The 15411-nt window shown below is 50.3% G+C and carries 15 protein-coding genes; 5 read left to right on the forward strand and 10 right to left on the reverse strand.

All coding sequences use genetic code 11. The features are described from left to right. Positions 1-50 precede the first annotated feature (50 nt). A complete protein-coding gene (locus B2U90_RS12245) occupies positions 51-299 on the forward strand; it encodes a hypothetical protein (RefSeq protein WP_292017923.1) in 249 nt (82 codons plus the stop codon). Between the two features lie 107 nt (positions 300-406). On the opposite strand, the gene B2U90_RS12250 is transcribed toward B2U90_RS12245, so the two are convergent. Together B2U90_RS12250 and B2U90_RS12255 are read right to left on the reverse strand one after the other, a co-directional pair. Continuing rightward, positions 407-1603, reverse strand: a complete 1197-nt coding sequence (locus B2U90_RS12250) for a hypothetical protein (protein ID WP_075582197.1) — start codon at positions 1601-1603, stop codon at positions 407-409. Between the two features lie 76 nt (positions 1604-1679). Continuing rightward, a complete protein-coding gene (locus B2U90_RS12255; RefSeq protein ID WP_113856081.1) occupies positions 1680-2858 on the reverse strand; it encodes a M20 metallopeptidase family protein in 1179 nt (392 codons plus the stop codon). Positions 2859-3599: 741 nt separating this feature from the next. Here B2U90_RS12255 and B2U90_RS12260 point away from each other — a divergent pair. Both B2U90_RS12260 and B2U90_RS12265 read left to right on the forward strand, forming a co-directional pair. Next, entirely contained in the window at positions 3600-4010 is a 411-nt protein-coding gene (locus B2U90_RS12260; RefSeq protein WP_170087890.1) for a (deoxy)nucleoside triphosphate pyrophosphohydrolase, read from the forward strand. Between the two features lie 20 nt (positions 4011-4030). After that, on the forward strand, positions 4031-6952 hold the full coding sequence (locus tag B2U90_RS12265; protein WP_292017924.1) for a DUF3427 domain-containing protein: 2922 nt from the start codon (positions 4031-4033) through the stop codon (positions 6950-6952). A gap of 105 nt (positions 6953-7057) precedes the next feature. Here B2U90_RS12265 and B2U90_RS12270 read toward each other — a convergent pair whose 3' ends face one another. From B2U90_RS12270 to B2U90_RS12280, 3 genes are all read right to left on the reverse strand, one after another. Next, on the reverse strand, positions 7058-7753 hold the full coding sequence (locus B2U90_RS12270; protein WP_113856084.1) for a gamma-glutamyl-gamma-aminobutyrate hydrolase family protein: 696 nt from the start codon (positions 7751-7753) through the stop codon (positions 7058-7060). A gap of 76 nt (positions 7754-7829) precedes the next feature. Then, positions 7830-8084, reverse strand: coding sequence for a hypothetical protein (locus tag B2U90_RS12275; RefSeq protein WP_292017925.1), 255 nt, complete (start codon positions 8082-8084; stop codon positions 7830-7832). Positions 8085-8166: 82 nt separating this feature from the next. Then, positions 8167-8358 (reverse strand): Ada metal-binding domain-containing protein, encoded by a 192-nt coding sequence (locus tag B2U90_RS12280; protein WP_292017926.1) that lies wholly within the window; start codon positions 8356-8358, stop codon positions 8167-8169. Positions 8359-8961: 603 nt separating this feature from the next. Here B2U90_RS12280 and B2U90_RS12585 point away from each other — a divergent pair. Further along, on the forward strand, positions 8962-9153 hold the full coding sequence (locus tag B2U90_RS12585) for a helix-turn-helix domain-containing protein (RefSeq protein WP_162816265.1): 192 nt from the start codon (positions 8962-8964) through the stop codon (positions 9151-9153). Next, on the forward strand, positions 9065-9370 hold the full coding sequence (locus tag B2U90_RS12285) for a hypothetical protein (protein WP_292017927.1): 306 nt from the start codon (positions 9065-9067) through the stop codon (positions 9368-9370). Before B2U90_RS12585 ends, B2U90_RS12285 begins: the two co-directional genes overlap by 89 nt. 521 nt (positions 9371-9891) lie before the next feature. On the opposite strand, the gene pfkA is transcribed toward B2U90_RS12285, so the two are convergent. The 5 genes from pfkA to B2U90_RS12310 all read right to left on the reverse strand — a co-directional run bounded on the left by pfkA (position 9892) and on the right by B2U90_RS12310 (position 15406). Beyond that, positions 9892-10854 (reverse strand): 6-phosphofructokinase, encoded by a 963-nt coding sequence (pfkA, locus tag B2U90_RS12290; protein ID WP_075582517.1) that lies wholly within the window; start codon positions 10852-10854, stop codon positions 9892-9894. Then, complete coding sequence (locus B2U90_RS12295; RefSeq protein ID WP_059077275.1) at positions 10844-11413, reverse strand: shikimate kinase; 570 nt, start codon at positions 11411-11413, stop codon at positions 10844-10846. The genes pfkA and B2U90_RS12295 overlap by 11 nt, the downstream gene beginning before the upstream one ends. A gap of 184 nt (positions 11414-11597) precedes the next feature. Next, the gene (locus B2U90_RS12300; protein ID WP_257536535.1) at positions 11598-12752 is read right to left on the reverse strand and encodes an N-acetylmuramoyl-L-alanine amidase family protein; all 1155 of its coding nucleotides are present in this window, start codon (positions 12750-12752) and stop codon (positions 11598-11600) included. A gap of 83 nt (positions 12753-12835) precedes the next feature. Beyond that, entirely contained in the window at positions 12836-13747 is a 912-nt protein-coding gene (locus B2U90_RS12305) for a ComEC/Rec2 family competence protein (RefSeq protein WP_292017928.1), read from the reverse strand. Positions 13748-13750: 3 nt separating this feature from the next. After that, a complete protein-coding gene (locus B2U90_RS12310) occupies positions 13751-15406 on the reverse strand; it encodes an NAD(P)H-hydrate dehydratase (protein WP_292017929.1) in 1656 nt (551 codons plus the stop codon). Positions 15407-15411: the final 5 nt, after the last annotated feature.

Consider the following 15411-nt stretch of genomic DNA (forward strand, 5'->3'; position numbering starts at 1 on the left):
AGAGGTGGAGGACTTCTGGCGGATCAGGTTAAAAGAAGATATACGAATATATGACGGGACAGAAAGACAAAGCCGTTCATCATATGCAGATACTGGTTGAGGCACATCCGGAATGGAAAAAGGACAGGATGCTCAGTTACATCATCAGCCGGAAGTATATTGCGCTGAATCAGAAAGACCGGGGTCTTGCTTATTACCAGGACTACCTGTCCCACGATGCCAATCCCGCCCGGGGCCATCTGGACTATGCACGTCTGCTGACCCAATCCGGAAAACTATCTTACAACCGATACAGCTAAAAAGGGAGCTGTACCTGCCGATATGTATACCGCCGTACTGACGGAAAGCATATCACAGGCCAGCTCCTTTTTCTTTATGAACGGCTCTGTATGAGCAAATGATTCTGTTATAAGAAGGAAGCAAATGTTCCGGCCAGTACGACCGAGGTAATGGTAACCGTTACGAAACCACCTACCAGCATGGACGGGAACATACGACTCATAAGGAATTCCTTTTCTTCAGGAGACGTTGCCAGAGAATCACAGGTCGATTCCGTAATGATGATATTGGGCGGGAAACCATACAGGGCAGTAAGTCCATTGGCAAATGCCAGGTAAAACGAAATATGAAGAACACGAGCGGCAATAAAGGCAATGATAGCCATGCCGATAACGCCGATGATAATCAGGACGAACATGGGCCCGATAATGGATAACAACATTTCCTGTGTGCAGTCTTTCAGGCCATCAAATATGAACATCATCAGTGCAAACATGCAAATGCCGTACGAATTCGCTTTGTTCAGGGCATCGCGGTCGAGGAAACCAATGGTACAGAAGACGACACCAAACACAAGAGCCCAGATAGCACCGGAAATTCCCGTCGCCGAACCAGCCAGGGTCGCCAGCCATGCGACAAATCCCAGCTTTCCTAATTTTACAACAGTCGTATCGAACTGAGCCGGCAGCTGTGGCAGAATCGTTTTGGCATGACTGACACCTACGGCGGCGTTGGCATTTTCTACGGCATGTTTATCGGCTTCACTCATGGTGATTTTTCCGGCCCGGAATAATTTCAATTGTTGTTTTCCGTACGTTTTAAGGCAAACCGCCGTCAGAGGATAGCCGGCAAAACCTTGTACACAATATATCGTAATGGCAAAGACAGCCGCCGTCACGAGTCCTGCCTTGGCAGCAGCCTGCTGCATGATCGTAGCCGCGACAATCCCGCCGGTCAGAGCCGGAAGTCCCGTAATCATGAGGGTCCGGTCCATAAACAGGGGGCACAGGAACCAGCAGGCCGTACACATCCCGATCAGACCGGCAAGACAGATGACAATGGTCCGCCATTGCATCATAAGCTGTTTCAGGCTGAGTACCGTTCCCATATGGACCAGTAACAGGAACAGGCCCAGTGTAGCACCAAACGGCAGCAGTACACTATCTGTAATCAGATTATACGGCAGGATAAACCAGTAACCCAGCAGCATCAGAATAGCCGTAACAAAGACAGATGGCACCCAGGCATGAGTAAGTTTGTCTACCCATTCCCCGGCAATATAAAATATAGCACAGATGGTAAAAGCTAAAGCAAAGTTATACATACAATCACCCTTTCTTGTATGTTCCGGCTGCCAGACGATCCCCACCGCAGCAGCCTTGTATCTCCATGATTCTGTATCAGCTATTTTGTTTCAGCCAGTCAATGGCCATCTGGGCATATACCCGTGCACCGCCGGCAAGAACTGATTCATCAGAGGTAAAATAATTGCTGTGATTCGGATAGGTTGCGTTACAATCGGGATTATGGGTACCTACAAATATGAAACATCCCGGTTTGTCTTCCTGATAAAATGCAAAGTCTTCTCCGCCCATGACCAGATCACTTTCCTGAATGGCATCGGGTCCCAGCACTTCCGTCACAGCCTGGCGGGCAATGGCCGTACAGGCATCGTCATTAATGGTGGGCAGAATGAGGAACTGATAGTCTAATTCTGCCGTGGCGCCATAGGCTTTGGCTGTTTCTTCTACAATGCGTTCCATCCGTTCCTTCAGTTCCGGGCCGATTTCGCGGCGGAAATACCGCGTTGTCCCTTCCAGTACGGCTTCGCCGCTCACAATATTCCAGCGATCGCCACCCTGGAATTTACCGACCGTCACGACGACCGGATCAATGGCATAGAGCTGACGGGATACAATGGACTGGAGATTCGTAACAATAGCCGAACCGACCACGATGGCATCGACGCCGGACCAGGGCTGGGAACCGTGAGACTGGACTCCGTGAATGCGGATAGTAAATTTATCTGCCGCCGCCATGAATGGGCCAGTGCGGATGGCAACGGTACCAGCCGGTACGCTGCTCCAGATATGGGCACCGAAAATGGCCCCTATTTTCGCAAACCAGTCACCAAATTTCTTCATATAGACCGCGCCTTTGCCAGCTTCCTCTGCCGGCTGAAATACCAGATAGACATCGCCATATATTTGATCTCTTATATCAAGCAGCATCCGTGCCGCTCCCAGGAGCATGGCAATATGATTATCATGACCGCAGGCATGCATCCGTCCGGGAACTTCCGAAGCAAAAGGAAGTCCTGTTTTTTCCGTTACAGGAAGAGCATCTATATCGGCCCGGAGAGCCACCGCTTTTCCAGGATGGGCACCGGAAATCCTGGCAACCAGTCCTGTATGTTTTTCTTCATTAATCTGATACGGAATTCCCCATTCATCCAGAACAGATGCTATCCTCCGCGTAGTTTCTGTCTCCTCGAAACTGAGTTCCGGATGCCGGTGAAACTCCCTGCGCAGGCGGATGATGTCATCATTATATCGTTCCATCAGCTTATCATGTTCCATATGTTTTCACTCCAATCACATAAATATTCATTAAATAATACGAATACGACATAGTAAAGAAAATAAGATTTGATAATCGAAAGATAATTCTTTTTCAATATATCATCTTAGCGCTTTTTTATTCTTTGTACGCGTACATGAAAATCATACAGTTTTTATTTTTTGTCCGGCCAGCTAGAATATAAACGCATTAATTAAATGCGTTTATATTCTTTATAGCTTGATTTTACGTCATTTTCATTATTTTGTAAAGCATTTATTTTAAATTATAAATGCTAATACTAATATTATTCCAATTATTTTTAAATTTTATAGAATATGCATAAAACAATGCCTTATTTGATATGTCTATTGCGAAATTACAAATATCAATTAATTATTGTGAAAAATGTTTTGTTTTATCTCAATTAATTACCAAAACGCATATTCAGAACTTCTATTTTATTTGGCTTATTGTGAAATATTTTAAGAAAACAAGGGTATTAATTTACTATATTTAATACTTTCACACTGCTATATTGTCTATCTCACAAAGACAGAAGAACATTTCGTATATGACGTTCCCCGTTTTCTGAATACCGTTTGTATAAGCCTGTCATATATATTTAGTCAAGTCTATGGCAATTCCTATCCTGGCAGCTAAAAATCCATATAGGCACAGGCATTTTTTCTGCTCTGGTATCGATAAACAAGAAATAGTATAATAGATCCAGAATAATTGACAGGAAAGGTGACGAACTGATGAAACAATTGGAAGTCGTAGCGGCTATTCTGACGTATAATGGAAACATTCTCTGCATGCAGCGGGGAAAAGGGAAGTATCCTTATGTATCGTTCAAATATGAATTTCCTGGCGGAAAAATAGAACCGGGAGAATCACGGCACGCCGCACTAGAACGGGAATTACGGGAAGAAATGAACATTCATACGACCATCAAGGAAAGTGACTTATATATGACGGTCCATCATCAGTACCCCGATTTTGCCATTACCATGCATGCCTTCTATTGTCCCCTCTCTTCACCGGAATTTATCCGCAAAGAGCATATTGCGTCATGCTGGCTTCCGCCGCAGGAACTGCCATCCCTGGACTGGGCGGCAGCCGATCAGCCTATCATGGAAAAATTAGTTTCTGAATCGAAACCGGATTAAATAGTAAAGGGTGCTCCACGATGACAACAGGCAATGTACTGGAAAATTGTTTACGCGAAGGTTTTATCGATTATAATACGAAAGCGGATTCACGGTATGTTCCCCGTATTGTGACCAATAACCGCGCACAAAAGACGAAAGTGCTGGATACACTGGTTACGCAGCTTTCTTATTGCGATGAGTTTTATTTTTCCGTAGCCTTTATCACCAAATCAGGCATTGCCTGCCTGAAAGATGTGCTGCTGGAATATAAAGACCGTCCGGTCAAAGGCTATATCCTGGCTTCCCAGTATCTGAACTTCACTGAACCCGACGCCCTTCGCGACCTGCTCACCCTGCAGACCTATCTCTGTCCGCCATCATCCATCGATCTCCGCATGGTCACGGAAGACCACGGCTTCCACGCCAAAGGCTATCTGTTCCATCTGCCCAACCGGACTCAGGAAAACTACACGATGATCCTGGGCAGCAGCAACCTCACGGCCTCCGCCCTGACGACAAACCAGGAATGGAATGTCTTTTTCACCTCATCCAAAGATGGCGGCCTCATCCGGCAGATGCGTTCGGAATTCGATACGCTTTGGGAGGAAGCCGTCCCCGTCGATGAAAACTGGATCAACGCGTACGAACGTGTATACACCTGTAACAGGCCCCGGCATACCCATCTGGCACGCATGCAGACCATCAATCCCAATGCCATGCAGAAGGAAGCCCTGCAGGGACTCCGACAGCTGCGCGACCAGGGCGCTGACAGAGGGCTCCTCATTTCGGCAACGGGGACAGGCAAAACCTACCTGTCTGCTTTTGACGTGCGCATCTTCCAGCCAAAGCGTTTCTTATTCGTCGTCCACCGGGAACTCATCGCCAAAGCGGCCCGCCGGAGTTATGAAACCGTCTGGTGTGATTGGGAAGATACGGGCCTGTTATCCGGCAATCAGAAAGACTGGAATGCACCTTACCTCTTCTGTACGATCCAGACCCTTTCCCAGCCTGACGTATATACAAAATTCTCTCCGGACTCGTTTGATTATATTGTCGTCGATGAAGTACACCGTGCCGGAGCGGCTTCCTACCAACGGATATTCCACTATTTCAAACCCCGGTTCTGGCTGGGCATGACGGCCACGCCGGAACGGTCCGACGATTTCGATATCTACGAACTGTTTCATCACCACATCGCCTATGAAATCCGTCTCCATCAGGCATTGGCGGAAAATATGCTGGTACCGTTCCACTATCACGGCATTGCCGATATTTCCGTAAACGGGGAACTACTGGATGAATCCGCCACCATACAGGATCTGACCTGCGAAGAACGGGTCCGCCATATCCTGTACTACTCTTCTTATTACGGGTGTGATGGAAACCGCCTGCGCTGTCTTATATTCTGCAGCCGCGTCGAAGAAGCCCGCATACTGGCCGGCTTATTGCAAAAGCATGGCCGCCGGGCCATAGCACTCAGCGGTGATTCTACCCCGGAAATGAGGGATGATGCCATCCGCCGCCTCGAAGGCAGTCCGGATACGACGCCCGACTATCTCGAGTATATCCTGACCCGCGATATATTCAACGAAGGGGTCGATATTCCCTCAATCGACCAGATCATCATGCTGCGCCCTACCCAGTCGGCCATCATCTTCGTCCAGCAATTGGGCCGCGGCCTGCGCAAATTCCCCCATAAACGCTATCTGGAAGTCCTCGATTTCATCGGCAATTACAAAAACAATTTTCTTCTGCCTATCGCCCTCTACGGAGACCGCACCTACAACAAGGACGATGTGCGGCGTACGATGTCACAGAATTTCCTGCCCGGTTCCACCTCTGTCCATTTCCAGGATGTCGTCAAAGAAAAAATATACGAAGCCATCAACAACCGGAAATGGCTGGCCGATGCGCAGGAACTAAAGCAGTCTTATAAAGATTTGAAATACCGTCTGGGACGGCGGCCGCTCATGATGGATTTCGTAAGGCTTGGGGATAAAGATCCGTACTTATATGTCAAAAAAAGTCAGTCCTATTTCGCCTACGCCCAAAGCATCGATAAGACACCGGCAACGCTCACGGAAGACCATGAAGCCGTGCTGAAACTGGTCAGTCTGGAACTGGCCAACGGCAAACGGCTGGAGGAATTGTGGATCCTGCAGTATCTCTTATCCCATCCTTCCCTTTCTATAGGCGATCTCCGGGCGTATATACGTCATACCTGTGGCTATGAAACATCGGAAAAAACGATTGCCGGCATCGAAAATGTCCTGTCCCTGCACTTTTTTACACAGACGGCCCAGAAAAAATACCGGCACATTGCCCTCGTATCGCTCAAGGAAGATCAGTTCGTCCTGACGCCCCAGATGAAGTTCCTCATAAAAAACAGCGAATTTCTGACCTATTTGAACGATTGTCTGGCCTATGGCATATACCAATTCCACAAGCAGACCGACGGCCAGGCCTATGCCGGCGGATTCGTCCGCTATGGAAAATACTCCCGTAAAGACGTATCGCGCCTGCTCAATTATAAGACGAACCGCGAAGGGACGCTCAATGGCTATGCCATCGTCGATGACAGCGATTTTGAAACGACGGGACGGCGCACCTGCCCGATTTTTGTCACCTATAAAAAGAGCGACGATATTTCCGAAAGCACCAAATACGAAGACCAGTTCATCGCGCCCGGCCGCTTCAGCTGGATGACCCGGTCCCGTGTCCGGCTGGATTCCAGAGAAGTTCCCAAAATCCAGTCGCCACTGACGCGGAAACTGCTCTTTGTCAAAAAAAGTGACAGCGAAGGCACCGATTTCTACTATCTGGGAGACCTCGCGGTAGTCGCCAGACCACTACAAAAAGAAATGACTGGCAATGATGGGAAAACCCTGCCAGTCGTCAATTTCCAGTTCAAGCTGGATGTCCCGGTCGAAACCAGGCTGTATGAATATCTTACCCACTGACCGGCCGATAGGGGATTCCGTTACCGTTTCATCAGCCGGTGCACCATACGGATGCAGAAAACAAACAGGATTCCTGCCATGCATCCGGCACTATCCAGCAGGACATCATGCCCGGGAAAATGCACGGAAAATGGCACGGCAGTCCTCATGAGAGGGGAACCCATATTCCGGATGCCACTGGACGGCCCATACAAAGCGTTTCCCCGGCATATAGACGGCTTCTACAAGGCCATCCTCCGATAGGGCCATTTCCCGCAAATCCGGTGCCAGTTTCCGTATAGCCTGGTGATGAATGCTGTTGACGCCCATATGCTCCGTCTGCAACAGATCATAAAGCGGCGTGTCCCGCAGGACCCGGACCGTATGAACAGGCCGGTCATAGGGAGGCGTCATATGATGATCCGTGTCTGACGGATGCTGCAGCGGCAGGTCCTGGTATAACGTACCTCCCAGTGCCACATTCAGGATCTGCAGTCCCCGGCAGATTCCCAGGACAGGCATATCCTGAGCCAGTGCATGGGATATGACCCTCTCTTCCATCACATCTCTCGTCTCATTCCATTCAACCGATGCATTCACCGGTTCCTCCTGATACAGCGAAGGATTGACATCGTGTCCCCCGGTCAGCAGGATCTGGTCACAAAGCCCGACAAGCCGTTTCACTTCATCCTCATCCTGCGTCATAGGGAAAATAAAAGAATCCATCCCTGCCGCTTTCAAGCCTTCCATATATGCCGGCAACATCCAGATACTTTCCTTTTCATCATCCCAGAGCGGCATCACGCCGACCATTTTTTTCATAATCAACCCCTCCTCATCATAAATCCAGTCCGACATAAAACAACATTCCTCAATCCCTCATAGCGTGAAGACTCCGTTATCCACGCCAGTCTGTACATTCTAAAATGGATTTCCTGGTGACCGTATAATGCCACGGCTGCTGCTTCTTCTTTTTCTTCCTTTTTCCTCCGCTAAATCCCGGACGGCCGTGCCTCATTAATTTCCAGACTCTGTCTTTGATAAAACTTGGTATATCTGAACGCACAGCATAGGATGCCAGATGGTCATAGATTGCCAGAATCGTATCTTCCAGTGAGCGGAAATATAAGGGTTGCACATGAAATTTTTTCATCGTACCGGCTTCACCGCGTATTAAGTTCTTGTGGACAAAAGGACCATGATAAATCAGGATTCTCTTTTTAGTCTGCGAATATTTAATAAGCCATGTGCAGTTTTTTCATCTGCTGACGCTGACACACTTTACACAGGCGGTATCCCTTATCTTCCGCTTCCTGGGCGGTATAAAAATAGCCAAGGTGGGATTCCCCGATCCGACGGACCACAGGGCATTGTTCCATATGATAAATTTTATGCGTTCCAGAAGAATGCTTACTGTAAACAAACACCTGATCACCTTGCTATCTCTTAGTCTATAATCAGGTCTATTATATCATATCTGCACGTTATCATATACAATGATGTAAACCGATAGTATTTACGGGGCAAGTGTCCATGGCTTCCGCCTCTTCATGACTTTAGCTCCGTCTCTGATGTTTCATGCGATAGCTGTATATACGATGTCCTGCCTCACACGTTCCGGGCTTTATCAGTTTGACTTCACCCGGTATCTGTCATTGGTTGGATGGTTCTACAACAGTGTACATAATATACATCCCGTTAGTATTCATGCCACTGCCCCTGCTACCAGTTCCTAGAAAGCCTCATAGCCATATTTTTTACTATCATCGTTGCTGATCACCATCGTCTTGTTTAATCCGTAATGACCGTTCATTTACCCATCCGGCTAGTTCCCATGACTGTTCATCTTCCGTGGAAGCAAAGTGAAAAACCGTGATAGGATTTCAGTCGTAGTTGCTTATCAAGTGGATAGAGGCCTTTTTCCCTGACTTTTTTCATCCGCCAGCGAACAAACGACACCGTACTGTACAGGCATTGCACCATCCGCCCATTCCAGTACTCTACGACATATTCTTACTTTTTGTATTCCTTTGCTAATTCCAAGTCGAGCCGCTCTGGTCCTTGGGTGTACACGCAGGACGATTAACCGGCTGATCATCCGTTATCACCAAGAAGGAAAAGCGGCCTTCCGTCATGGCAATAAGGGCCGTAAACCAGCCCATACCATCCCGGACTCCGTCAAAGAATCTATCCGTTCAACTGTACGAAAACGACTATTCTGATGCCAATTTTACCCATTTTCAGGAGATTCTGGAACAGCAGGAACATATCTGTATTTCTGTTTCAGCCCTGACCTCTATCTTAGAGAACCGGTATATCCTGTCTCCCAAAGCAACCAAAGCAAAAAAGAAACGAATGCAACATGAAATCTTTACCGATAGGCGTACTGTGTTCACCTATCAATGCAAAAAATCCCCATCGATTGATGAGGATTCCTAAGGAGAATCCATCTTTGCCTTAGACCATGAGCCATCCGTGGAAACGAGCCTCCTTTGAACAGTATATTGCCGCTCAAAAACATTATACATCAACGGAAATACCACGACTCATGTTGTAATATTAATACTATAAAATTATAAAACTCTCTCTTCTAAGCCCTATAATTTGGGGCTAATAAATAGCTTTTTTCGAAACATTTTCAAAAATGCTTGACATCACTTTTACTTGGCGGTTAGCATAAAGAAATTTCCAGCCATTCCAAAAAAATCATAAAAGCACTCGCCCCACTGTGCCAGGGCTATCATAGTTGAGCTTTCAACTATGATAGCTGAAGAAAGATGCAGAATCACGGGAGCTTCTGCATCGGATGCCTGTACCAGGCTAAGGTACAGGCTACGCCTCGTTCCGGGTCCGCGGCTTTCCCTGTACAGGGGATACTGCCGTCCAGTAATTGCCCGGGATAAAATGTGGGATGTCTCCGGGACGCGGCGCTGCCTGCCGGCCTGTTACATCCGTCTGCCTTATCTTCCCAGTGCCAGGACCAGGCGGTACATATTTTCATCGAGTGGGAAATGAAGCCGTTCTGCTTCTGTATACGGTGTCGCGACGATGCGTTCGCCTATCTGCCCGATGACGCAGTTATACGTGCCGGCCAGCAGACTGTCTATGGCCTTTTCGGCAAACAAACTGGCCATGATGGCATCCTTTGCCGACGGAGAACCGCCGCGCTGTACATATCCCAGCACTGTCAGCGTCGGTTCCAGATAGGTGTGACCCTTAATATAATCGACCACATCGGCTCCCTTGGCTGCCCCTTCGGCCACGATGACAATACTGCTCATCTTCTTCATGCGGTGAGATTCGTTGAGGTGCGTGCACAAGTCTTCCAGTGATACTTCATGTTCCGGTACCAGCACCGCTTCCGCACCGGCAGCCATCCCGGCATACAGGGCGATAAATCCGGCATGCCGGCCCATGACTTCAATGACGGCGACGCGGTCATGGGAAAAGGCCGTATCGCGGATCTTATTGACCGACTCCAGGACCGTATTGACCGCCGTGTCGAAACCGACCGTATACTCCGTCCCCCCCATATCGTTATCAATCGTACCGGGGATGACGATCGTAGGGATTCCCAGACGGCTCAGGGCCTGGGCACCGCGCATCGATCCGTCGCCACCGATGACGACCAGCGCATCCATTTCCTGTTCGCGGATATAGTCTGCCGCTTTTTTCTGCGTTTCTTCTTCCAAAAATTCCAGGCAGCGGGCCGTGCGCAGCATCGTACCGCCGCGATGAATGATAGCACCGACACTGCGGCGGTTAAGTGGCATGATTTCATGACTTAAAAGTCCTTCATACCCCCGGATGATACCCGTGACTTCCAGTCCCTTTTCGATCGCATACCGGGTAACGCCACGGATAGCCGCATTCATGCCCGGTGCATCACCACCACTTGTGAGTACACCAATTTTATTTATCATGATGACCATCTGCCTCCTTTGGCTCACGGGAAACGAAGACTATATCGTCTCCTTTAATTCGTTTTACAATAATATCTACAATTTCTTCAGCACTGTAATCCGTCGTATCGACGACATAATCACAGTACGGATATACATGCTTCCACTGGGCATCCATGCGCGTTACAAAAGCATGGAGATTGTCATAGTCTACCGTCGGCCTCTTGCCAATATGGCGTCCCACCCGCTCTTCCACGCGGTACGGCTGGGAACGGAGGGCCACGATATACCCATGACGATGGAGGATACGGTATGTTTCGATATTCATGGGGAAATTCCCGCCAAAAGAAATAACCGCTTCATGGTAGCGGCTGACCTGTTGCAGCACATTGATTTCCCGTTCACGGAACACCTTTTCTCCTGCCCGTTCAAAAAAGTCAGCAATAGACTGTCCCATCTGGCGTTCAATGCGGCGGTCCGTATCGACAAACTGCCATCCCAGACGAACGGCTAGTTTGCGTCCTATATGGCTTTTGCCACTGCCCATCATGCCTACGAGAACTATATTGCGCTTGATCATACCCTTCCCCTCCTTGCAGTATATTGCACCTGCAACGTATTTCATTTATTTATTATAGCAAAAATTGAAAGGTATGAGTATATATAAATTAAAAAAACAAGCATAAACAAATGCCCCTGTCAGTCCAGCTTTCCGCATGGACTGACAGGGGCATCTGCCATCGTTCAGTTGCGCTATCCGTCTGTTATATGCCGTTGTTATCGAAATAATCGGCCAGACCTTTTACGATGCTTTCGGCAAAGTTCTGCTGCTGTGCTTCCGAGTTCAGGGCTTTTTCTTCACCCGGATTGGAAATGAAGCCCAGTTCCAGCAGGGTTGCCGGCATGTTCGTGTGGAGCAGGACGTAGAAATTAGCCGTCCGTACGCCCCGGTCCTGGAAATTCGTCGCCTTCATATTCTGATTATGAATATACTTGGCAAGGCCGGCATCATGGGATGTCTTGCTGTTGTAATAAGCCGTTACGCCGCCGGCATCAGCCGAGGAGTAAGAATCGATGTGGATGCAGACAAAGGCATCGGCCTTGGCCGCATTGGCGATATTGCAGCGGGCCTGCAGTTCTTCTACGGCCCCGTCATTCGGTGCATACACATCGACATCGGTCGTGCGGGTCATGATGACGTTGGCCCCGGCCTGCTGCAGGAGAGTCTGTACTTTTTTGGAAATGGCCAGGGTAATATTCTTTTCCTGGCTGAACGCGCCGAGGGCTCCCGTATCACTGCCACCGTGGCCGGGATCTATGCAGATGGTCTTGCCTTTCAGCCCCTTGGTCAGGCTGTAGCTGGCACTGCCGCCGTAGGATGGCACCGTAACGGATGAACCGCCCGTTTTAGTTCCCTTCGTATTTTGCGAGGAATGAATGCCGATAGATTCATTGCCCCAGTGTTTCCACTGTTTTACTTTACCGGATTTGTCATTGACATCGACGACTACCCGGTCTGAGCGGTTGGCTTTCTTATCTCCCGGCAGGGTAAATACCTTCACATCCTGAGCCGTGACCTGGCGTGGAACCTTGATATTCAGGTCCGTACCGGACGAACGCTGGGTCAGCCAGATACGGGATACGACATTGGAATTGGCATCGTACTGCTTCTGCACATTTTTATCGATTTTCGTATTTGGCAGCGTAACCGTCACGTATCGGCCGCTCTTGTCGATATACAGACGGGGCGTGACCTTTCTGGACACATCGAGGACGGTCCGGACAAAGGGTGTATTGGCATCATTGCGTGTCGCTACGCGGACACTGGTAATTTCCGTATTGGCGGCAGCCTGGACGGAAACGAGCGGCAGCAGGCAGGCAATCGCCAATAGCGGTATCATACATAATTTTTTCAGCAATTGTATCTTCTCCTTTACAAATGAACGTTACTATTATACCATACCTCCTGCTCTATTTTAAGTTCTGAATTATCACAAATCCGTCACAAAGTTCTATCTCCGTGTGCCGTTTTTATCGTATAGGATGTACCGTCGCTATCAATCGAAATGGTCCCGTCCCGGTCGGTACGATAGATGGGTATACGATATGCCGCAAGGAGAGAGACGACTTCCCTGTGAGGAAATCCGAAGGAATTGCCAGCTCCGCAGGAAATGACCGCTGCCGACGGGGCCGCTTCTTTTACCAGTTCTTCTGTCGTGGCCGTACGGCTGCCGTGGTGGCCGTTTTTCAGGATCGTCGTCCTCAGCACCCCGGATGTCATGTACTGCAGCAGGACCCGTTCACTTTCCTTTTCCGCATCGCCCATGAACAGCATAGAGAAAGTCCCGTATTCCAGGCGGCAGACGAGAGAAAAATTATTCTCCCTGCCCTGGGAAGACTGGAGCGCCCCGTATCCCCGTTCTCCCCGTGCGGGTGGCGATACAATTTCCAGAGTCAGCCCGTCCGTCCAGGACAGTACCTGTCCGCGCTGCAGTGTTTTACAGGCAATCCCCTTTTGGGCAGCTATCTTACGGTAGTGGGCATATACGGGAGAATCCGATTTCTGCCCGTTGTCATAAATGCAGGCGACCGGCAGTGTTTCTAATAACACCGGCGCACCGCCAATATGGTCTTCGTGAGGGTGGGTCAGGATCAGCGCTTCCAGTTGGCGCACGTGGAACTGCTGCAGCTGGGACAAAAGCCGGTCCGTGCCGTCGCTGTCCCCGCAGTCGATGAGGAAATCACCTGTCTTATGCCGTATGAGTACAGCATCTGCCTGTCCGGCCGACAGGACGTGAATGTGCAGATTGCTGTCATCGCGCGTATGTGATGCACAGCCTGCCAGACAAAAAACAAGGACTGTCGCCAGTATCAGTGCGATACGGAACAGTCCTTTTCCCTTACAGGGATACACGAATTATGCCTCCGTCACCAGGGGTCGCTGCAATACGGGCAGCGGACGGTTGTCTTCCAGGCGGGTAATGACCCGGGGAACGGCATCGGCCACTTCCATAGGCAAAAATCCATAGGAGCCATACGTGTCATGGCAGACATCGCCGGCGGCACTATGGAGCCACACCGCCGCGCAGGCTGCCGTGGTCAGGCTGGTCATGCCGTCGTGTACGGCCAGGGCCGCTACCATGCCCGTCAGGATATCTCCCATGCCGCCACAGGCCATGCCGGCATTGCCGCCGGGATTGACGTAGGCGTGGAGTGTCCTGGGCGAGACGATGACGGTCGGCGCCCCTTTCAGGACCAGCGTTACCTGCCATTCCCGGACAAACTGTTTGGCTGCAGCGATACAGTCTTTTTTGATATCCGCCAGGGGCAGTCCGCTGAGACGGCTGAACTCTGCCAGATGAGGCGTCATGATGATGCGTCCGCCGTAAGGTGCAATGAAATCCCGTTCTCCTGCCAGAAGGTTCAGGGCATCGGCATCAAGTACCAGCGGGCACGACGTGTGGGCAATGACTTCTTTCAGGAACATCCTGGTATCTTCCTGTTTTCCCATGCCCGGTCCCATGGCCAGTACCGACCAGTTCCGGCTTTCTTCGATGATTTCTGCCGCATCGGCTGCCGTAAAATGATTGCCCGTTCCGACGCCGCGCACCATAGCTTCAGCCTGCCGGCCAATGCAGTAAGGCGCCGTACGCGCCGGCACCCGCAAAAAGAGCTTGCCTGCCCCGCTGCGAAGAGCGCCGCGGGCAGCCATCAGGGCCGCTCCGGCCATATCACTGCTGCCGGTCACGATAGCGACCGTGCCATGCGTTCCCTTATGGGAATCGGGACTGCGCGGCACCAGGACTTCCGATATGTCGCTTTCTTCCAGCATATACGCCCCATCGTCTTCCCGTCCGGTCAAAAGCGGCCGGGGCATGCCGATATCGTCGCAGACGACAACACCGGAACAAGTGCGTCCCGGATACAGGAGCAGTCCCCGTTTCCAGACACCGAAGGTGACGGTCATATCGGCAAAAACCGGCCCGGCCGCCTCTTCATCGCCACTGCCGCTGACATCGCCCGTATCGGCATTGACGCCCGTCGGGATATCGACGGCAATGACCCGGAGCGTACCCGACGCGGCCACTTCGTTGACCATATTGACTATCCGGCTCACGGGCATGCGCAGCGTGCCGTGGAATCCCGTTCCCAGAATGGCGTCGATGACGACCTGGCTGGAAGACAGGCGCCGGTACAGCCTGTCCCATGCCTTGTCCGATGGCGCAAAGTAATCGATGAGGCACGTTTCTTCCTCGGCCAGTTCCTGCAGCGTATGGAGATGAGCCCGGGCTTCCGGACTATACGATTCCACCGTTCCCAGTACATAGACGTATACCCGGGCGCCACGGTTCAGCAGATGACGGGCGATGACAAAGCCGTCTCCGCCGTTATTTCCCTTGCCGCACAAGATGACAACGTCCTTACCCTGCCAGCCATGAACGGCTGTTTCTGCATGGGTAACGACGGCATGGCCGGCATTTTCCATGAGGACCGCCGGCGCGATGGCATACTGGCCGTGCATGGCCGTCTGGTCCATGAGCCGCATCTGGGCCGCCGTATTGAGTTTTTGCATGAGAA

The organism is Megasphaera sp. UBA4233 (assembly GCF_002395615.1).
Classification (GTDB): domain Bacteria; phylum Bacillota; class Negativicutes; order Veillonellales; family Megasphaeraceae; genus Megasphaera; species Megasphaera hexanoica.